This window comes from Ramlibacter ginsenosidimutans (genome assembly GCF_016654015.1).
Taxonomy (GTDB): domain Bacteria; phylum Pseudomonadota; class Gammaproteobacteria; order Burkholderiales; family Burkholderiaceae_C; genus Ramlibacter; species Ramlibacter ginsenosidimutans.
This window is the reverse complement of the sequence record NZ_JAEPWM010000004.1, coordinates 58,066-77,913: the sequence shown is the minus strand read 5'-3', so window position 1 is coordinate 77,913 and position 19,848 is coordinate 58,066. Positions and strand designations below refer to the sequence as shown.

Genomic DNA, 19,848 nt, shown 5'->3' with positions numbered 1-19,848 from the left:
CGGAGCTTCCGATGCAGTTGAGCGCCTCGCTGTTCAAGGCCTACGACCTGCGGGGCATCGTCCCCGCGACCCTCACGCCCGACGTGGCCGAAGCACTCGGCCGCTCGTTCGCGCAAATGGCCAGGGCGGAGGGCGAGCGGGTGGTCGCAGTGGGACGGGACGGCCGCATCAGCGGGCCCGAACTCTCCGCTGCGCTGGTGCAAGGCCTGCTCGCGGGCGGCGTGGACGTGATCGACGTGGGCCGGGTCACCACGCCACTGCTGTGGTTCGCAGCCAGCACCTTGTGCCGCACGGGCATCCAGGTCACGGCCAGCCACAACCCGCGCGACCACAACGGCTTCAAGCTGATGCTCGCCGGCCGTTCGCTGTTCGGCGAGGACCTGCAAGTGTTGCGGCGTGCCATGGAAGCCGGCGTGCCGGCCGCGGCCGTGCCCGGCACGCTGCGGCATGCCGACGTCTACCCTCCCTACCTCGCGCGCATCACCGGGCACATCCGGCTCGCGCGGCCGCTGAAGATCGTGCTCGACTGCGGCAACGGCATCGGCGGCGCCTATGCGCCGCAGGTCTTCCGCGCGCTCGGCTGCGAGGTCGTGGAGTTGTTCAGCGAGGTGGACGGGGCGTTCCCGAATCATCATCCCGACCCCAGCAAGCCCGAGAACCTGCAGGACCTGATCACTGCCGTGCGCGACAGCGGCGCCGACCTCGGACTCGCGCTGGACGGGGACGGCGACCGGCTGGGCGTGGTCACGCGCTCGGGCCAGATCGTGTTTCCCGACCGGCAGCTGATGCTGTTCGCGCAGGACGTGCTATCGCGCGTGCCGGGGGCGCCCATCCTGTTCGACGTCAAGTGCACGCAGCGCCTCGCGCCCGCCATCGAAGCAGCGGGTGGGCGGCCCGTGATGGGCAGCAGCGGCTATCCACTGATGAAGGCGCGCATGTTCGAGCTGGACGCGCCGCTGGCCGGCGAAATGAGCGGGCACGTCGTCTTCCGCGAGCGCTGGTGCGGCTTCGACGACGGCACCTACGCGGGTTGCCGGCTGCTGGAGATCCTCTCCCGCCACGAGGACCCCAGCGCCGTGCTGGAATCCCTGCCCACCAGCTACTCCACCCCCGAGCTGAACATCCGCTGCGCCGAAGGCGAGCCGCACCGCATCGCCGAGGAACTGGTGCAGCGCGCGCGCTTTCCCGGCGCACAGGTCTGCACCACCGACGGCCTGCGCGTGGACTGGAGCGACGGCTTCGGCCTCGTGCGCGCATCCAACACCACGCCGGTGCTGGTGCTGCGCTTCGAAGGCCACACGCACGAGGCGATGCGCCGCATCGAGGCCGACATGATGGCGCTGCTGCGCACCGTGAAGCCGGACGCGTCGCTCAACGCGACGCCAGGCGCAGCGTGAACATCGGCCGGTCCGCGGCGCCCCAGCGGTACTTGTAGGGCTCGGCGCCGCGCAGGAAGTCGAAGGCCACCGCGCCTTCGCCCTGCGCCTGCTCTATCGCGTGCGCGAGCAGCAGGCTGCCCGGACTGAAGAAGGCGTGGCCCGGATCGAAGCCGGAGATGTAGTAGTAGTGGCTGCGCGCGGCGCGCTGCGGCGCATCGGCCAGTGCATGCAGCACCGCGACGGTCTCGCCGGCCAGCCGCAGGACGTGCAGGCGCAGCAGGCCCGCGGCGTGCAGCAGGGGTGCGCTCTCCGAGTGCGCCGCGCGCACGGCGGTGCCGGCCAGCACGCCGGGCTCGCCGCGCTGCGTCCAGCGTTGGGCGTGCAGCCGCTGCAGTGCATCCAGGCAGGCCGGAATCTCCTGCGCGTTGGCCGTGGCGAAGGAGAGCGATCCGATGCCGGCGGCGCGGTTGCGGCACGTGCGCAGGTTGGCGAGGGTGGAGCGCGGAATGCGGCCAGGCGCGTCGAGTGCGAGCACCGGGTTGGGCTCGCCCGCGAGCACGTGCGCGCGCGGGTGCGCGGCCGCTGCAGCCAGCAAGGGACTGCCCGCGCGCTGCTGCGGAAAGTGGAGAACGTCCCAGCGCTCGTGCAAGTCGTGCAGGCGTGCGAACAGGTCCCGCGCGACCACCTCTTCGCTGCCAGGCCGCGCCAGCACGTCGAGGTAGTCGGTGGTCGCGATGCCCAGCGGGAACAGCTGCCTGCGCCCGTCGGCGTCCGGCCAGACATAGAGGGGCGCGAGCCCCGCCAGCGCACCTTGCGCGTCGCGCCACGCGAGCGTGAGCAGCGCGCCGCGGCCGATGTGCCGCCACCAGGGCAGCAGCCAGCGGGGCGACTGGAAAGGCGTCGCCCGCGGATCGGCCCGCCACAGCTCCTCCCACTCCGGGACCAGCCGCTGCAATTGCGCCGCGTCCGTGAGGACCTGCGCCTCAAGCAGCCGCGGCGGCGAGCTGACGGTAGACATGGAGGTACTCCCGCGTCATGCGCTCGGAGGAGAAGCGCTCGCGGGCGACCGCGCGGCAATGGTCCGGGGCTATGCGGTCGCATCGCGCGATGGCGTCCGCCATGCCCCCCGCGTCGTGCACCAGGAAGCCCGTTTCGCCGTGCTGCACGATCTCCGGCAACGCGCCGGCGGCGAATGCGACGACAGGCGTGCCGCAGGCCAGCGCTTCCATCGCGACCAGCGAACTGGTTTCCGGCGCCAGCGTGGGCAGCAGCAGGCAGCGGGCGGCCGTGAGCAGGAGGCGCTTGCGCCGGAAGTCCAGCGGGCCCAGGAAGCGGCGCCGTGCATCCAGCCTCGGCACGATCTGGTCGCGGAAGTAGCGCTCGTGCGCGTCGTACGGAAAGACCTGCCCGCCCAGCAGCACGGAGACGCCCGCAATGTGGCCCGCATCCAGCGCCGCATGCAGGTTCTTCTCCGGGCAGATGCGGCCCAGCGCCAGCGCGAAGTTCCGCTTGCGCACGCGGGCCTGCAAGTCCTGCACCGGCACGCCGTTGGCGATCGCCGGCAGCAGGCGCGCGCCGGCGGGGCAGGCACGCTGCTGCGTGCGGGACACGCACTGCAGGTGCAGGTCGGCCCGCTGCGACGCGAACACCTCCGGCGGATACCAGGAAGGCGGCAGGTGCAGCGTGACGAGGAGAGGCACCGCGCCGGGCGGCGGCAGGTAGTGGGCGAAGTCGATGCCGTGCAGGTGCACGACATCGACGCGCTCGCTCGCGAGCACCTGGGCGATGGCGCGGCGCTGCGCGTCCCAGGTCCTCTGGCGCTGCGCATCGTCGAACGGGGCAGCGGGCGCGGCGATCGGCACCAGCGTGCCCGCGACGCGCGAGCCCGCGCTCGCCACGACCAGCGAGCGGTGGCCGGCGCGCACCAGCGCCGCGTCGATCTGCGCCAGCACCTGCTCGGCGCCCCCGGGCGTGTCCCGCGACACCGGCGCGAACGGGTACGCGACGCTGAGGACGGTCAGGCTCACAGCGGGCCTTCCAGTCCGAGCTGCGCCATCGCCTCGCTCGCGAGCTCGCGGAAGCGCTCGCCCGTCATGCCCCACGGATAGTTCTCGTAGTGCAGCTTGCCCGGATGCGGCGGAGCGCGGAACTCGTAGTGCGGCGCGGGCCGGAAGCCCTCCGCGTCGACCGGAAAGCCGCGCAGGGTTTCGCGCTGCGTCGTGAAGCCGGCGATCAGTTCGGCCTTGAAGCGCTGCTCCTCGGGGGCTAGCGACAACATCATGGCGGCATCGTCGCCGCCGTCCGGCAACGGCAGGAAGGCGCAGGTGCGCACGCCGTCGGCACCGCGATGGTAGGAAGCCATCTCCACGACATCGGGGGCCGTCGCACCGCGCGAGCGCAGCAGGGCGACGGCCGCATGCACCGCGAAGGCGGTCGCGTCGTGGTCCGGGTGGCCCCCTTCATAGGGCTGCGTGAGCACGACCGCGGTCCCGTCGGCGGCCATGAGATCGGCGAGCGAACGCGCCAACGGTGCAAGTTGCAGGGACGCTTGCTGGTCGGGGCAGGCCAGGGAATGGAGTCGCTGCGCCGGGATGCCGCAGCGCGCGAGCACGGCTTCCAGCTCGTGCCGCCGCGCCTGCGCGTACTGCTGCGGTGTCAGGCCGTGCCGCGAGGCATCGTGGCCGTTGCGCGGCGCGCCGTCCGTGACGCAGACGAAGCGCGCGTCGGCCAGCCGCGGCAGGCGCGAACCCACGCCCACGGTCTCGTCATCGGGATGCGCGCCGACCACCATCGTCGCCGGCAAAGCGCCGGTCGCCTGGCCGGCCGGCGCGCCCAGCACCGCCAGCAGCGCCGCCTGCGCGGGACTCATCCCTGGCGCGCTTCCTTCTCGCGCTGCGGGTACACCGCCCGCGCCGGTCCAGGCGGCAGTTCCACGCGCTGGCAGAGGAATACTTCCTCTTCGGGGTGCGCAAGCACCTGGAAGCCGGCGCTGCGCAGCATGGCGGCGCTGCACGCGGCATTGGGCACCCACCAGTTGGTCTCGTCGTGCGAGTACTTCTGCTCGACGAAGTGCAGCTTCGGGTAGCCGGGCCGGTGGAACACCTCGGTCTCCCAGAAGTCGTAGTCGTCGGCCAGCGGCTCCACCTCCGGGCTGCCGCGCTGCAGCGACTGGTAGACCAGCAGGTCGCCGGCCACGTGCTCGTGGATCAGGTCCAGCGCGAGCAGCGGGTGGCGCAGGTGGTAGACCAGCCCCATGAACAGCACGAGGTCGAAGCGCTCGCGCAGCGCGGCGATGTCGTAGACCGTCATGCGCCGGAACTCGATGTCGTCGTGGCCCAGCACCTCGGCGGCGAAGCGGGCCTGGTGCAGGTAGTAGTCGTCGAACTCGATGCCCACCACGCGGCTGGCGCCCCGCTTCTTCATCTCGAAGGAATAGAAACCGGCATTGCAGCCGATGTCCAGCACCGACTTGCCGGTGAGGTCCTGCGGGATCACGTGCGAGAAGCGCTTCCACTTGGTCATGGGGAAGTCGCCGAGGAAGTGCGCGGGCGCCGTGCGGACGCCGAACAGGTCCAGGTTCTGGAACCAGTCGCCGCGCCGGCGCACGCCCTCCTCGATCTCGGCGCGGGTGAAGCTGCGCCGCTCGAGCGGCGTGGCGCCGCGCGCGCGCGGCGTGTCCGGACGGTCCGGGTGCCCGGTGAGTGCGGGCGACCATGGCGACGTTCCGGGCACCACGGCCTGCATCGACAGCGGCGTGCCTGCGTTGCTGCAGACCGTGGGCGCGCGGGTGGCGGCCTCCTGTGCAGGGGCTTGCGCGCGAGCGCTGAGCAGGGCGAGCGCCTCGCGATAGCCGTGCACGGTGCCCACGTCGACGTAGGCCTCGCCGCGCCGCACGCCGACGGCGCGGCCGCCCTTCTGGATGTACGCGTTGACGAGCGTTCCCATGTACTCGTCGCGCCGGCCGCGCTCCTCCCACAAGGCCTGCAGCGCGTGCAGCACGTGACCCGGCATCTTGAAGGCGCCCCAGATCCAGTTCGAGCTCGCGTCCGGGTGCTTGACCTGGATCTCCTGCACGTTGCCCGCAGCGTCGGTGACCACGGCGTCGAAGGCCTGCGGCCGCTCCACCGGGAACAGCAGGAAGGACAGCACGTCGTCGGGCAGCGCCGCCAGGCCGTCATCGGGGAACCAGATCGTGTCGGGCAGGCCCACCACCACGAGCTCGTCGGCCCGGATCAGCGGGCAGGCGCGGAAGATCGCGTCGCACAGGCCGCCGGCCTTGGGCTGCACCACGTAGCAGAGGTCGGTCTGGCCGGTGCTGGAGCCGTAGTACTGGACGATGTCGGACTTGCCCGGGCCGATGACGAAGCAGATCTTGTCGGTGCCCGCCTTGACCATGCGTTCGACCAGGAACTCGCTGACGGCGCGCGGTCGCTCCACGTCGCCCACGAGGCTGCTGCCGACCGGCAGCAATTCCTTGGAAAAGCCGAGCGGCTGGATGCGCGTGCCCATGCCGGCCGCGGGAATGATGCCCCACATGCTGGACTTTCTCCTGCTGGTCGTGATGTCGGTGACTGCCGCGGCCTGCGCCGGTCGCGGTGCCCGCACGCCTTCGACGAGGCGCTCGAGCTCTTCCACCCGCCGCTCGGAGGTGTGCTCGGCGAGCGTGCGCTCGCGCGCGTCCGCGGCGATGCGCGCAACCTCGGCGTCGCTGAGCTCGAGCGCGGCGATGGCGTCCGCGGTCGTGCGGGCTACCAGGATCTCGCGGCCCGGCGTGAAGAAGGTGTCCAGGCCGTCCCACCAGTCGCTGAGCACCGGCGTGCCACAGGCCGCGGCCTCGAACAGGCGGCCCGAGGGACACCACCCGTTCTCCGCCATCGCGCGCCGCGTGACGCTGAGCGTCAGGCGCGAGGAGGAGAAGAAGGCCGGGTGCTCGGGCGGCGGAAGGTGGCGCACGAAGCGGATGTTCGCGGTCCAGGGAAAGTCCGGCGGGTACTGCGCGCCGCCTATGAGGAAGCTGCGCTGCGCGAGCCGCCGTGCGGGCTCGATGAAGAGCGACTCGAGTGCGGCCTGGCGGTCCGCCGCATAGGTGCCGAGATAGGAGAGGTCGCTCACGTACTGCGGCTGCGGCTCGACCCGGTGATGCTGCGCGGGATCGACATGGCCATAGAGCGTGCCCACGCGCTTCGCGTGCAGCAGGGTCTGCAGGTCCGCCAGGCAGGCGCCGCCGGTGTAGCTGAGGACGAGGTCGAAGTCGGCGAGTCCGCGCGGGCCGATGTACGCGACGTCGCGGCCCGCACGCACGTTCTCCAGCGTCACCGGCGTGTCCATGTCGTAGAAGAGCTTGACGGCCGAGGGCGCCGCGTCGCCGAGCAGCGCGGTCGCGGGGACGCCGTCGGGACAGTAGGACGTGACCATCGCCACGTCCGCGTCGCGCAGGGCGCGCCGCGCGCGTTCCAGGTTCTCTTCCCAGTTGCGGTACAGCACGAGCTCGCCGCCGGGCAGGGCGCTCACGTCGCGGTGGTCCGCGTAGTACGGGACGTCGCGCTCGAAGAACACGATGGAGTGGCCGCGCTTCGCCAGCGCCCGCCACAGGCCACGCCACAGCGTCGCGTGGCCGTTGCCCCAGGAAGAACTCACCGTCAGGCCGAAGATCACGAAGCGCATCGCTTCGATTAAGCCGTCGGCCGATCAGGCTCCCTGTAGGTTCAGGATGACACGTCCGTAGGAAGTGGCGGACGCTGCCGCGCACTCTTCAGACGAAAGAACTGCTTTTGCCGTCGTGCTGCAGGCGTGCTCAGGCGTTGCGCGCGAGCTCCTGCATGTAGCGCGCTACGCCCGTCGCCACGTCGGCGAACTGGTGTTCACACCCCGCGTCGCGCAGCGCGGTGAGGTCCGCCTGCGTGTAGCACTGGTACTTGCCACGCAGCGCGTCGGGGAAGGGGATGTATTCCAGCAGCCCGAGGTCAATGGCCGTGGCTGCATCGCGCACGCCGCCCGCATGCAGCGCGTTGACCACGGCGACCGCGACGTCGTTGAACGGCTGCGCGCGGCCCGTGCCGAGGTTGAAGATGCCGGACTTCTCCGGATGGTCGAAGAACCAGAGGTTCACGGCCACCACGTCGTCGACGAACACGAAGTCGCGCGTCTGCTCACCCGGCCCGTAGCCGCCGTATTCCCCGAACAGCTTGACCTTGCCCTGCTCGCGGAACTGGTTGAACTGGTGGAACGCGACGCTCGCCATGCGGCCCTTGTGCTGTTCGCGCGGACCGTACACGTTGAAGTAGCGGAAGCCCGCCACCTGCCGCTTCAGGCGCCGGAAGTCGCCGCACTCGCGCCGCATGCGCTGGTCGAACAGCAGCTTGCTGTAGCCGTAGACGTTGAGCGGCCGCTCGAACTCGGGCGTCTCCTTGAAGGTCGCGGAACCCCCGTACACGGCCGCCGACGACGCGTACAGCAGGCGCGTGCCGCGCTGCTGGCAGGAGTCGAACAGCGAGCAGGACACGCTGTAGTTGTTGTCCATCATGTACTTGCCGTCCGGCTCCATCGTGTCGCTGCAGGCGCCTTCGTGGAACACGGCCTCGACCTTGCCGAAGCCGCCATCGGCGAAGATGCCGTAGAAGTCGTCGGCGTCCATGTAGTCGGCGATCTGCAGGTCGGCGATGTTGCGGAACTTGTCGCCCTCGGTGAGGTCGTCGACGACGATGATGTTGTCGATGCCGCGCGCGTTGAGCGCCTTGACGATGTTGGAGCCAATGAACCCGGCTCCGCCGGTGACGACGACGCGGGTCATTGGAACAGCTCCTCGTAGGACACGGTGGCCGTGCCGAACTTGCCGACGACGATGCCGCCGGCGCGGTTGGCGATGGGGACGGCCTCGCGCAGGCTCAGCCCCGCCGCGACCATGGTGGCGAGCGTTGCGATCACCGTGTCGCCCGCGCCCGTGACGTCGAACACCTCGCGGGCCTGCGCCTTCACGTGCAGTTCGCCCTGCGCGTCGTACAGCGTCATGCCTTCCTCGCTGCGGGTGACCAGCAGGCCGGTGAGGTCCAGCGACGTGCGCAGCTCCTGCGCGCGGCGGCGCAGGTCGTCCTCGCTGCTCCAGCGGCCCACCACTTCCTGCAGCTCGGCGCGGTTGGGCGTGATGATGGTGGCGCCGCGATAGCGCGCGTAGTCCTCGCCCTTGGGGTCGATCAGCACCGGCTTCTTTGCCTTGCGCGCCGCCTCGATCATGGACGGGATGTGGGCGAGGCCGCCCTTGCCGTAGTCGGAGAACAGCACCGCGTCCTGCTGCGGCAGCAGCTCGGTGAAGGTGGAGGTCTGCAGCGCCAGCACCTCGTGGTCCGGCTCGTTCTCGAAGTCCATGCGCAGCAGCTGCTGCTGCCGGCCGATCACGCGCAGCTTCACCGTCGTGCGCAGGCCGGGGTCGCGCTTGAGGTGCGCTGCGATGCCGGTGTCCTTCATCAGCCGCTCCAGCCGCTGGCCGGGCTCGTCGTCGCCGACCACGCCGAGGAAGCTGGCCCTGGCGCCCAGCGTGCTCACGTTGTAGGCGACGTTGGCCGCCGCGCCGATGCGCTCTTCCTCGCGCGTGACCTTCACGACCGGCACCGGCGCTTCCGGCGAGATGCGTTCCACCGCGCCGTGCCAGTACCGGTCCAGCATCGCGTCGCCCACGACGAGGACGCGTGCGCGCGCGAGTTGCTGCCTGCTTGGATTGCTCATGATTGCTCTGCCTTCTTCAGTGCCACCGCGGAACCGGCTTTGCCGGGCCGCTGGTGGCGCCCCCTTGAGCGGGGTCTCCGGGAAATCGCCAGGCGATTTTCCGGGGTGCGTTTGGGGGAGGCGACCGCAGGTCGCTTCGGGGGTGGGTCATAACTCTTCCACGCGGCGTGGCGGATAGGAGTCCCACGCCTGGCAGCCGGGACACTGCCAGAAATGCTGCTTGGATTCGAAGCCGCAGGCCGCGCAGCGGTAGCGGGTGAGCGGCTTCACGGCATGGTCGAGTGCGCGCTGCACGTCCGGATGAAACTGCTCGTGCTCGAGCTTTTCGCCGGCGAGCCACCGCGAAGCCGCGACCAGCGATGGCTCGCGCTGCAGGTGCTGCACGTAGCGGTCGCGCGCCACCGCGGGGTCGGTGTCAAGCGCCGCCAGGGCGTCCAGCACGTCCAGCGTCGGCGTGGCCTCGTAGCTGGTGCGCAGCAACTGCGCCGCTTCCTCGCGGCGCTCGCTGGCGAGCGCGGCCTGCGCCATGGGTTGCGCCAGCAGCGGGATGGAGGTCGGCACCGCTGCGGCCGTTTCCTTCAGCAGCTCGAACGCCGCGCGCGGGTCGCCCGCGCGGTGGCGCAGCGCGGCCAGTTCGATGCGGGGGCGCGGCGACCGCGGCGCGGCCTTGATGGCCTTCTCCAGCAGCTGTTCGGCCGCGGCCGGCGCGGCGCTCGCGGCCTGCTCGCACAGGTAATGCGCCTGCCGGGCCGCGAACTGGCCGGGACTGGCGGCGTCCAGCTTGCGGGCAATGTCCGAGGCCTGCACCCAGTCGCGCGAGCGCTCGTAGATGGCGAGCAGGGCGAGCAGCGACTGCTCCTCGTAGGCGGTGCCTTCCAGCTTGCGCAGCGCCTCTTCGGCGCGATCGAGCAGGCCCGCCTTCAGGAAGTCGAGCGCGAGCGCGTGCTGCGCGCGGTGCCGGTCCTCGCGCGAGAGGTCTGCGCGCGAGAGCAGGTGCTCGTGCACGCGCACCGCGCGCTCGTACTCGCCGCGGCGGCGGAACAGGTTGCCGAGCGCGAAGTGCAGCTCGGAGGTGTCCGGGTCGTTCTGCACCGCCTCGATGAAGGCGTCGATGGCCTGGTCCTGCTGTTCGTTCAGCAGGAAGTTCAGGCCGCGGAAGTAGGCCTTGGGCGCGAGCCGGTTCTCGATGCGCAGCTGCCGCAGGTCCAGGCGCGAGGCGAGCCAGCCCAGGCCGAAGGCGATCGGCAGGCCCCACAACAGCCAGGTGAGGTCAAAGTCCATTCGGAGGCGTGCCCTGGCCGATCAGCGTGCTCGGCGCGTGCTGCGTGTCCGCCGGCGCGGCGACGCGCGCCGCCTTGCGGTGCTTCCACCAGCGCGGCACCATGCCCAGCGCGCCCACCACCAGTCCGGCCGCGAAGGCGACCAGGACGACCAGCACCAGCGGCGCGGTCCACGCCGTGCCGAAGAAGAAGTGCACGGTCGCGTCCTGCTGGTTGTTCAGCGCGAAAGCGAACAGGGTAAAAAAAATGGCTGCCTTGAGCAGCCATGCGAGATATTTCAATTCGGCTCCTGGGCTCCTCGGTCGCCCGGAATTGTAGGCTGGGGCGGCATGCGAGGCATTCGCCAGCGGCTCCCCCACCACGCTACGCCGCCGACTCCATTTCCTTCGTCCGCTCGTCCACCGCCTCGCGCAGGGCCTTGCCCGGCTTGAAGTGGGGAACGCGCTTTTCCGGAATGTGCACGCTTTCGCCCGAACGGGGATTGCGGCCCATGCGCGGAGGACGCCGGTTGATCGAGAAGCTGCCGAAGCCGCGGATCTCGATGCGGTGCCCGCGCACCAGCGCCTCGCTCATCGCGTCGAGGATCGTCTTGACGGCGTATTCCGCATCGCGATGCGTGAGCTGGCTGAAACGGGCCGCCAGTTCTTCGACGAGGTCTGATCGGGTCATTGCTTGAGGAGGGGCTAGGGACAGGGACTAGGGCTTAGGGCAACAGCCAAACAGCCGTGCCTCTCCCTAGTCCCCAGCCCCTAGGCCCCAGTCCCTTACTTGTTGTCCGCGTTATCCAGCTTGGCACGCAGCAGCGCACCCAGGCTGGTGGTGCCGGCCTGCTCGCGCGAGGACTGCTGCGACAGCTGCGCCATCGCGCCTTGCTCGTCGATCATGTCCTTCTGCTTGATGGACAGCTGGATGTTGCGCGTCTTGCGGTCGATGTTCACCACGACGGCGGTGACTTCGTCGCCTTCCTTCAGCACGTTGCGCGCGTCTTCCACGCGGTCGCGGCTGATTTCGGAGGCACGCAGGTAGCCCATGATGTCCTGGCCCAGGTCGATCTCGGCGCCCTTCGGGTCCACCGTCTTGACCTTGCCCGTCACCGTGGCGCCCTTGTCGTGCACCGAGGTGAACGTGGCGAACGGGTCGCCATCGAGCTGCTTGATGCCCAGGGAGATGCGCTCGCGGTCCACGTCCACGCCCAGCACGATCGCCTCGACTTCCTGGCCCTTCTTGAAGTTGCGCACGGCGGCTTCGCCGGTCTCGTTCCAGGACAGGTCGGACAGGTGCACCAGGCCGTCGATGCCGGCGGCCAGGCCCACGAAGATGCCGAAGTCGGTGATCGACTTGATCGGGCCCTTGACGCGGTCGCCGCGCTTGGTGTTCTGCGCGAATTCCTGCCACGGGTTGGCCTTGCACTGCTTCATGCCCAGGCTGATGCGGCGCTTGTCTTCGTCGATCTCGAGGACCATGACTTCGACTTCGTCGCCCAGGGACACGACCTTGGACGGGGCCACGTTCTTGTTGGTCCAGTCCATTTCGGAGACGTGCACCAGGCCTTCGATGCCGGGCTCGAGCTCGACGAACGCGCCGTAGTCGGCGATGTTCGTGACCTTGCCGAACATGCGGGTGCCCGGCGGGTAGCGGCGGGACACGCCCAGCCACGGGTCGTCGCCCATCTGCTTCAGGCCCAGGGACACGCGGTTCTTCTCGGTGTCGAACTTGAGGATCTTGGCGGTGATTTCCTGGCCGGCCTGCACCACCTCGGACGGGTGGCGGACACGGCGCCAGGCCATGTCGGTGATGTGCAGCAGGCCGTCGATGCCGCCGAGGTCCACGAACGCACCGTATTCGGTGATGTTCTTGACCACGCCACGGACGATGGAGCCTTCCTTCAGGGTCTCCATCAGCTTGGCGCGCTCTTCGCCCATGGACGCTTCCACGACCGCGCGGCGCGACAGCACCACGTTGTTGCGCTTGCGATCGAGCTTGATGACCTTGAATTCGAGGGTCTTGTTCTCGTAGGGCGACAGGTCCTTGATGGGACGGGTGTCGATCAGCGAGCCGGGCAGGAAGGCACGGATGCCGTTGACCAGGACGGTCAGGCCGCCCTTGACCTTGCCGGTGGTGGTGCCGGTGACGAACTCACCGGACTCGAGCGCCTTCTCGAGGGACATCCACGAGGCGAGGCGCTTGGCCTTGTCGCGCGACAGGATGGTGTCGCCGTAGCCGTTTTCGATGGCGTCGATGGCAACGGAGACGAAGTCCCCGGCTTGCACTTCGACTTCGCCCTGGTCGTTCTTGAATTCGTCGATCGGAATGTAGGCTTCCGACTTCAGGCCGGCGTTGACGACGACGTGGTTGTGCTCCACGCGGACGACTTCGGCGGTGATGACTTCGCCGGCGCGCATTTCGGCGCGTTGCAGCGATTCCTCGAACAGGGCGGCAAAGGATTCAGACATTGAGTTTGCGGTGTGACCCGCGGGGGTTAGGGTTGATGATCCCCGACACCGGTGCGCTGCTGCGCGGAGGGAGTGGCGGGGGCCTCGGTACTGCTTCTTCGCTGGGGTTCGCTGTGCTCACCGCCAGCCTACGGAGCAGCAGACTTCTTACCTGGGGGCGAAAGCCTGCTTTTCATCCCACCACTTCAGGACCTGTGCCACCGATTCTTCAACCGACTGGCCCGAGTTATCGAGGAGGAGGGCGTCTTCTGCGGGCTTGAGGGGGGCGACGGCGCGATTGGAATCGCGCGCATCGCGGGCCTCGAGGTCCGCGCGAAGAGCGGGGAGTGTAGCCGGAATGCCCTTTGAAATCAATTGCTTATACCGGCGCTCGGCGCGCTGGGCGGCGCTGGCCGTGAGGTAGACCTTCAGCGGGGCGTCCGGGAAGATCACCGTGCCCATGTCCCGGCCGTCCGCGACCAGCCCGGGCAGCTTGCGGAACGACTGCTGCAGGGCCACGAGCGCCGTGCGCACGGCGGGCAGGGCGGACACCTTGGACGCGTTCATGCCTGCCTCTTCGGTACGGATGGCATCGGTCACGTCGACGCCATCGAGCAGCACCCGGTCGGCGTGGAAGACGATGGGCAGGGTCTCGGCCATCCTGGCGATGGTGTGCTCGTGCGCCACGTCCAGCGAGAGGCCGGCGTGGACGGCGGCGTGGCCGGTGATGCGGTACAGCGCCCCGGAATCCAGGTAGTGGTAGCCCAGCCGGTGGGCGACCTGCGAGGCCAGCGTACCCTTGCCGGACGCGGTGGGCCCGTCCACGCAGAGCACCGGGATGTGCGGAGCGTCGGTCCGGGTCACGGAGAACAGCGCCTCGAAGTAGTCGGGGAAGGTCTTGGCCACGCACTTGGGGTCCAGGATGCGCACGTGCGTGCCGGCCGGATTGAAGGCCGCCAGCGCGAAGCACATGGCCATGCGGTGGTCGTCGTAGGTGTGGATCGCGGCCGAAGTCCAGGTGGCGGGCGGTGCGACGCGCAGGAAGTCCGCGCCTTCCACCACCGTTGCACCCAGCTTGCGCAGCTCCGCCGCCATGGCGGCAAGGCGGTCGGTCTCCTTGACGCGCCAGCTCGCGATGTTGCGCAGCGTGCTGATCCCGTCGGCATAGAGCGCCATCACCGCCAGCGTCATCGCTGCGTCGGGGATGTGGTTGCAGTCCAGGTCGATCGCCTTCAGCGGCCAGGCGCCGCGCTTCACTTCGAGCCAGTTGGGGCCGCTGGTGACCTGCGCTCCCATGGCCTGGGCGGCGTCAAGGAAGCGGATGTCCCCCTGGATCGAGTCCGCGCCCACGCCTTCGATGCGTACCGGCTGGTCGACGGCGGCCAGCGCGCCCAGGGCCACGAAGTAGCTGGCCGAGGAGGCGTCGGCCTCGACGTGGATCTCGCCCGGCGACTGGTAGCGGCTGCCGGCGGGGATGATGAAGCGCTGCCAGCCGTCGCGGCGCACGGCGATGCCGAAGCGCTGCAGCATGTTCAGCGTGATCTCGATGTACGGCTTGGAGATCAGGTCGCCGACCACTTCGATGACGATGTCCTGCGTGGCCACGAGGGGCAGGGCCATGAGCAACGCGGTGAGGAACTGGCTGGAGACGTCCCCGCGCACGGAGATCGGCGCGGCGAGCTGCAGGGCGTCGGCCGGGTGGATGCGCAGCGGCGGGTAGCCCTCGTTGCCGAGGTAGTCGATGCGGCAGCCGAGCTGGCGCAGGGCATCGACCAGGTCGCCGATAGGGCGCTCGTGCATGCGCGCGATGCCGGAGACTTCGTAATCGCCGCCGAGCAGGGCGAGGGCGGCCGTGAGGGGCCGCATGGCGGTGCCGGCGTTGCCGAGGAAGAGCCTCTTTGCTCCCTCCCCCTTTGGGGGAGGGTTGGGGTGGGGGCGCTCCGGGGCCGAGCGCCCCCCACCCGACCTCCCCCCAGAGGGGGGAGGAGAGAAGCCCGTGATCTCGAGTGAAGGGCCACTGTGCACCACGCTGCACCCCAAGGCCCTCAGCGCATCGAGCATGACCTTCGTGTCATCCGACTCCAGCAGGTCGTGGATGACGGTCGTGCCTTCCGACAGGGCCGCCAGCAGCAGCACGCGGTTGGAAATGCTCTTGGAGCCGGGCAGGATGACCTTGCCGGCGGCTTCCTCGAGCGGCGGCAGGTCCAGGAATGCGGTGGCGAACATGCACGGGCCCGGTGGGCCGCTCCCTTGTTACTTCAGCTTCTGGCCCATGCGCCAGTGCGCGCGGGCGTTGCTCGCTTCGGTGATGAGCTCTTCGAGCTTCTCGCCCTCCCCGTCCTCGGCCAGCTTCATCATGGTCATCAGGCTGCGCTGGAACATCTTGGCCTGCTCGACCAGCTCGACCCGGTTGGCCAGCAGGATGTCGCGCCACATCTTGGGGTCGCTGGCGGCAATGCGCGTGAAGTCCTTGAAGCCGGGTCCGCCGAGACCGAGGAATTCCTTGCCGTTGTACTGGTGCAGGATCCCGTGCATCAGCGCGAAGGCGATCAGGTGCGGCAGGTGGCTCACGGCGGCGAAGGCGGCGTCGTGCGACTCGGGCGCCATCTGGTGCACGTGGCAGCCCAGGCCCTCCCACAGCTCCTGCGCGCGCCGCACGTGCGCCGGCAGCGTCCGCTCCGTCGGGGTCAGGATGACCTGCTTGCCCTGGTACAGGTCCGGGTCGGCATGCTCCACGCCCGAGACTTCCTTGCCGGCGATCGGGTGCGCAGGCACGAAGGAGGCCACGTGGTCCCGCAGCACGCGGTGCGCGGCTTCGACGACGTCGCGCTTGGTCGAGCCGACGTCCATCACGAGCATGTTGGCCGTGACGAGGTGCCGGATCGCCTTGAAGGTCGCCTCGGTCGCCGCGACCGGCACGGCCAGCAGCACGATGTCGGCGCCCGAGACGGCGAGCAATGCCGAGGGCGCCTCGACGTCGATCACGCCCATCTGGCGCGCGCGCTCGGTCGTGGACGGGGACTTGCTGTAGCCCACCACCCGCTTGACGAGTCCCGCGCGCTTCATCGCCATGGCGAACGAGCCGCCCATGAGGCCGCACCCGATCAAACCCAACTGCTCGAACATCGCCATGTCGTTATTGCCTTATTCGCCCAGTGGGTAGGTGCCCAGCACCTTGTAGAACGCGCACAGTGCCTGCAGGTCCTTCAGCGCCGCCGCGACGTGCGGCTGCGAGGGATGGCCCTGCAGGTCGATGTAGAAATAGTATTCCCACTGGCCCGAGCGGGCCGGACGCGACTCGAAGCGCGTCATCGACACCCCATGCTGCTTGAGCGGGACCAGGATGTCGTGGACGGCGCCCGGCTTGTTGGGCACCGACACGATCAGGCTCACGCAGTCCTTGCCCGAGGCGTCCGGCGCGGCCAGCACCTGCGGCAGGCAGACCACGGCGAAGCGCGTGCGGTTGAACGGGTCGTCCTGGATCGCCTGCGCCGCAATGTGCAGCCCGAATTCGTTCGCCGCCCGGTCGCTGGCGATCGCCGCCCACTCGGGATGTTCGGCCGCCAGGCGTGCGCCTTCCGCGTTGCTGGAGACGGCGCGCCGCTCCACGTCGGGCAGGTGGTTGTTCAGCCAGCCCTGGCACTGCGCCAGCGCCTGCGGGTGGGCCACGACCACTTCGATGCCCTGCAGCGAGGCGTCCTTGCGCAGGAGGTGGTGGCGCACCAGCAGGCTGGTCTCGCCGATGATGTGCAGCGGCGTGCCCAGAAACAGGTCGAGCGAGCGCGTCACCACGCCCTCGGTGTTGTTCTCCACCGGCACGACGCCGAAATCGGCGGCGCCCGAAGTGGCGGACTGGAACACCTCGTCGATGCTCACGCACGGCACGCGGGCGATGCTGGAGCCGAAGAATTGCAGCGCCGCCTGCTCGCTGTAGGTGCCGGCCGGCCCGAGATAGGCCACGCGCTGCGGCGCTTCCAGCGCGCGGCAGGCGGACATGATCTCGCGCCAGATGTGGGCGATGTTGTCGTCCTTCAGCGGCCCGGGGTTGGCGGCCTGCATGCCGTTGATGACCTGCGCCTCGCGCTCCGGACGGAACACGGGCGAGCCCTCGGCACGCTTGAGCTCGCCCACCTCGTTGGCCAGCGCGGCGCGCCGGTTCAGCAGCGTCAGGAGTTCGCGGTCGACCTGGTCGATTCCGGCGCGGAGTTCGGAGAGTGTCTTGGGCATCAGGAGGTGGCGTTGTCGCCGCCGTTGGTGTCCTCACCTTCGGCCGCGCCTGCGTCATTCTCCACGATGCGCTGCAATCCGCTCAACTTGGACCCTTCGTCCAGGCCGATCAGCGTCACGCCCTGGGTGGCCCGGCCGAGCTCGCGGATCTCGCTCACGCGCGTGCGCACCAGTACGCCGCGGTCGGTGATCAGCATGATCTCGTCGTCGGCATGCACCAGTGTGGCGGCCACGACCTTGCCGTTGCGCTCGCTCTGCTGGATGGCGATCATGCCCTTGGTGCCGCGGCCGTGGCGCGTGTATTCGCCGATCGGGGTGCGCTTGCCGTAGCCGTTCTCGGTCGCCGTCAGCACGCTCTGCGTCTCGTCCTCGGCCACCAGCATCGCGATCACGCCCTGGCCTTCGTCCAGCATCATGCCGCGCACGCCGCGCGCGTTGCGGCCCATCGGCCGCACGTCGTTTTCGTCGAAGCGCACTGCCTTGCCGCCGTCGGAGAACAGCATCACGTCGTGCTTGCCGTCGGTGAGGGCGGCGCCGATCAGGAAGTCGTCCTTGTCCAGGTCCACGGCGATGATGCCGGCCTTGCGCGGGTTGTTGAACTCGTCCAGCGCGGTCTTCTTCACCGTGCCCATGCTGGTGGCCATGAACACGTAGTGGTCGGCCGGGAAGCTGCGGAACTCGCCGGTGAGCGGCAGCACCACGTTGATCTTCTCGCCTTCCTGCAGCGGGAACATGTTGACAATCGGCCGCCCGCGCGAGCCGCGCGAGCCCGCGGGCACTTCCCACACCTTCAGCCAGTACAGCCGCCCGCGGTTGGAGAAGGCGAGCAGGTAGTCGTGCGTGTTGGCGATGAAGAGCTGGTCGATCCAGTCGTCTTCCTTCGTCTGGGTCGCCTGCTTGCCGCGCCCGCCGCGCTTCTGGGCGCGGTATTCGCCCAGCGGCTGGCTCTTGATGTAGCCCGCGTGCGAGAGCGTCACCACCATGTCGGTGGGCGTGATCAGGTCCTCGGTGGCCAGGTCCTGCGCGTTGTGCTCGATGATGCTGCGGCGCGCGCCCAGCTTGGTCTGGCCGAACTCCTGCTTCACGGACGTCAGTTCGTCGGTGATGATGGCCGAAACGCGCTGGGGCTTGGCCAGGATGTCCAGCAGGTCCTCGATCTCCGCCATCACCTCGCGGTACTCGGAGACGATCTTGTCCTGCTCCAGGCCGGTCAGGCGCTGCAGGCGCATCTGCAGGATCTCGGAAGCCTGGGTGTCGGAGAGGTGGTACAGGCCGTCGGCGCCCAGGCCGTACTGGCGCTCCAGGCCTTCGGGCCGGTAGTCGTCGGCGTTGATCACGCTGCCGTCTTCACGGGCGCGGGTGAGCATCTCGCGCACCATGGACGAATCCCAGGCCTTGGCCATCAGCTCGGTCTTGGCCACCGGCGGCGTGGGCGACTCGCGGATGATGCGGATGAACTCGTCGATGTTGGCCAGCGCCACGGCCAGGCCTTCCAGCACGTGGCCGCGCTCGCGGGCCTTGCGCAGGTTGAACACCGTCCTGCGCGTGACCACCTCGCGGCGGTGCTCCAGGAACACCTGCACCAGGTCCTTCAGGTTGCACAGCCGGGGCTGGCCGTCGATCAGCGCCACCATGTTGATGCCGAAGGTGTCCTGCAGCTGGGTCTGCTTGTACAGGTTGTTCAGCACGACCTCGGGCACCTCGCCGCGCTTGAGCTCGATCACGAGCCGCATGCCGGACTTGTCGCTCTCGTCCTGAATGTGGCTGATGCCCTCGAGCTTCTTCTCGTGCACGAGCTCCGCCATGCGCTCCTGCAGCGTCTTCTTGTTCACCTGGTAGGGGATCTCGTCGACGATGATCGCGGTGCGCTGGCCGCGGTCGATCTCCTCGAAGTGGCACTTGGCGCGCATCACCACGCGGCCGCGGCCGGTGCGGTAGCCCTCCTTCACGCCGGAGATGCCGTAGATGATCGCGCCCGTGGGGAAGTCCGGCGCCGGGACGATCTCCATCAGCTCGTCGATGGTCGCCTCCGGGTTGCGCAGCAGGTGCAGGCAGGCGTCGACGATCTCGTTGAGGTTGTGCGGCGGGATGTTGGTGGCCATGCCCACCGCGATGCCGCCCGAGCCGTTCACCAGCAGGTTGGGCAGCTTCGAGGGCAGCACCAGCGGCTCCGACTCGCTGCCGTCGTAGTTGGGGCCGAAGTCGACCGTCTCCTTGTCGATGTCGGCCAGCATCTCGTGCGCGATCTTGGCCAGGCGGATTTCCGTGTACCGCATGGCCGCGGCGTTGTCGCCGTCGACCGAGCCGAAGTTCCCCTGGCCGTCCACCAGCATGTGGCGCATCGAGAAGTCCTGCGCCAGCCGCACGATGGTGTCGTACACCGACTGGTCGCCGTGCGGGTGGTACTTGCCGATGACGTCGCCGACGATACGGGCCGACTTCTTGTACGGCCGGTTCCAGTCGTTGTTGAGCTCATGCATCGCGTACAGCACGCGCCGGTGCACCGGCTTGAGACCGTCCCGCGCATCGGGCAGGGCGCGCCCGACGATCACGCTCATGGCGTAATCGAGGTAGCTGCGGCGCATCTCCTCCTCGAGGCTGACGGGCAGGGTTTCTTTCGCGAAGGAAGTCATTGGGTTCCGTCAAGAGGCGGGAAACCGAAGATTTTACGTTTTTGCTCGGATGTGGCGACGCGGCAACATCGGGAGAGGAATTGGGCTTTCGTCCTACGAACTCCCAGCGGTCGAGCCGGCCAAGGCATAAGGCCCTATGGCACAATGAGCCGAACGTAACTGGTGAATAGGTCACGCA

15 protein-coding genes are annotated in these 19,848 nt (G+C 69.1%); 1 reads left to right on the top strand and 14 read right to left on the bottom strand.

All coding sequences use genetic code 11. The features are described 5' to 3' along the window. The first annotated feature begins 11 nt into the window (after positions 1-11). On the top strand, positions 12-1,397 hold the full coding sequence (locus JJB11_RS11520) for a phosphomannomutase/phosphoglucomutase (protein ID WP_201170742.1): 1,386 nt from the start codon (positions 12-14) through the stop codon (positions 1,395-1,397). Here the strand turns inward: JJB11_RS11520 and JJB11_RS11515 are convergent. From JJB11_RS11515 to gyrA, 14 genes are all read right to left on the bottom strand, one after another. Beyond that, positions 1,372-2,397 carry a GNAT family N-acetyltransferase gene (locus tag JJB11_RS11515; protein WP_201170741.1) on the bottom strand — a complete coding sequence of 342 codons (1,026 nt, stop codon included), beginning with the start codon at positions 2,395-2,397 and terminating at the stop codon, positions 1,372-1,374. The two genes, JJB11_RS11520 and JJB11_RS11515, sit on opposite strands and share 26 nt — an antisense overlap. After that, a complete protein-coding gene (locus JJB11_RS11510; RefSeq protein ID WP_201170740.1) occupies positions 2,363-3,406 on the bottom strand; it encodes a glycosyltransferase in 1,044 nt (347 codons plus the stop codon). The genes JJB11_RS11515 and JJB11_RS11510 overlap by 35 nt, the downstream gene beginning before the upstream one ends. Continuing rightward, positions 3,403-4,248, bottom strand: coding sequence for a PIG-L deacetylase family protein (locus JJB11_RS11505; RefSeq protein ID WP_201170739.1), 846 nt, complete (start codon positions 4,246-4,248; stop codon positions 3,403-3,405). Before JJB11_RS11505 ends, JJB11_RS11510 begins: the two co-directional genes overlap by 4 nt. Further along, positions 4,245-7,043, bottom strand: coding sequence for a TIGR04290 family methyltransferase (locus tag JJB11_RS11500; RefSeq protein ID WP_201170731.1), 2,799 nt, complete (start codon positions 7,041-7,043; stop codon positions 4,245-4,247). Before JJB11_RS11500 ends, JJB11_RS11505 begins: the two co-directional genes overlap by 4 nt. 130 nt (positions 7,044-7,173) lie before the next feature. Next, complete coding sequence (gene rfaD, locus JJB11_RS11495; RefSeq protein WP_201170729.1) at positions 7,174-8,169, bottom strand: ADP-glyceromanno-heptose 6-epimerase; 996 nt, start codon at positions 8,167-8,169, stop codon at positions 7,174-7,176. Beyond that, positions 8,166-9,098, bottom strand: coding sequence for a D-glycero-beta-D-manno-heptose-7-phosphate kinase (gene rfaE1 / locus JJB11_RS11490; RefSeq protein ID WP_201170727.1), 933 nt, complete (start codon positions 9,096-9,098; stop codon positions 8,166-8,168). The genes rfaD and rfaE1 overlap by 4 nt, the downstream gene beginning before the upstream one ends. Positions 9,099-9,245: 147 nt before the next feature. Next, positions 9,246-10,379: a lipopolysaccharide assembly protein LapB gene (gene lapB, locus JJB11_RS11485; RefSeq protein ID WP_201170725.1), complete on the bottom strand. Its 1,134-nt coding sequence runs from the start codon at positions 10,377-10,379 to the stop codon at positions 9,246-9,248. Then, positions 10,369-10,659, bottom strand: a complete 291-nt coding sequence (locus JJB11_RS11480) for a LapA family protein (protein ID WP_201170723.1) — start codon at positions 10,657-10,659, stop codon at positions 10,369-10,371. The genes lapB and JJB11_RS11480 overlap by 11 nt, the downstream gene beginning before the upstream one ends. 82 nt (positions 10,660-10,741) lie before the next feature. Next, positions 10,742-11,047, bottom strand: coding sequence for an integration host factor subunit beta (locus tag JJB11_RS11475; protein ID WP_201170720.1), 306 nt, complete (start codon positions 11,045-11,047; stop codon positions 10,742-10,744). Between the two features lie 95 nt (positions 11,048-11,142). Continuing rightward, complete coding sequence (rpsA, locus tag JJB11_RS11470) at positions 11,143-12,831, bottom strand: 30S ribosomal protein S1 (RefSeq protein WP_201170717.1); 1,689 nt, start codon at positions 12,829-12,831, stop codon at positions 11,143-11,145. A 147-nt stretch (positions 12,832-12,978) separates the two neighbouring features. Beyond that, positions 12,979-15,036 (bottom strand): bifunctional 3-phosphoshikimate 1-carboxyvinyltransferase/cytidylate kinase, encoded by a 2,058-nt coding sequence (locus JJB11_RS11465; RefSeq protein WP_201170714.1) that lies wholly within the window; start codon positions 15,034-15,036, stop codon positions 12,979-12,981. Between the two features lie 27 nt (positions 15,037-15,063). Continuing rightward, a complete protein-coding gene (locus tag JJB11_RS11460; protein WP_201171600.1) occupies positions 15,064-15,936 on the bottom strand; it encodes a prephenate dehydrogenase in 873 nt (290 codons plus the stop codon). 18 nt (positions 15,937-15,954) lie between these two features. Next, a complete protein-coding gene (gene pheA / locus JJB11_RS11455) occupies positions 15,955-17,037 on the bottom strand; it encodes a prephenate dehydratase (RefSeq protein ID WP_201170712.1) in 1,083 nt (360 codons plus the stop codon). After that, the gene (gene gyrA, locus JJB11_RS11450) at positions 17,037-19,670 is read right to left on the bottom strand and encodes a DNA gyrase subunit A (protein WP_201170710.1); all 2,634 of its coding nucleotides are present in this window, start codon (positions 19,668-19,670) and stop codon (positions 17,037-17,039) included. The genes pheA and gyrA overlap by 1 nt, the downstream gene beginning before the upstream one ends. Positions 19,671-19,848: the final 178 nt, after the last annotated feature.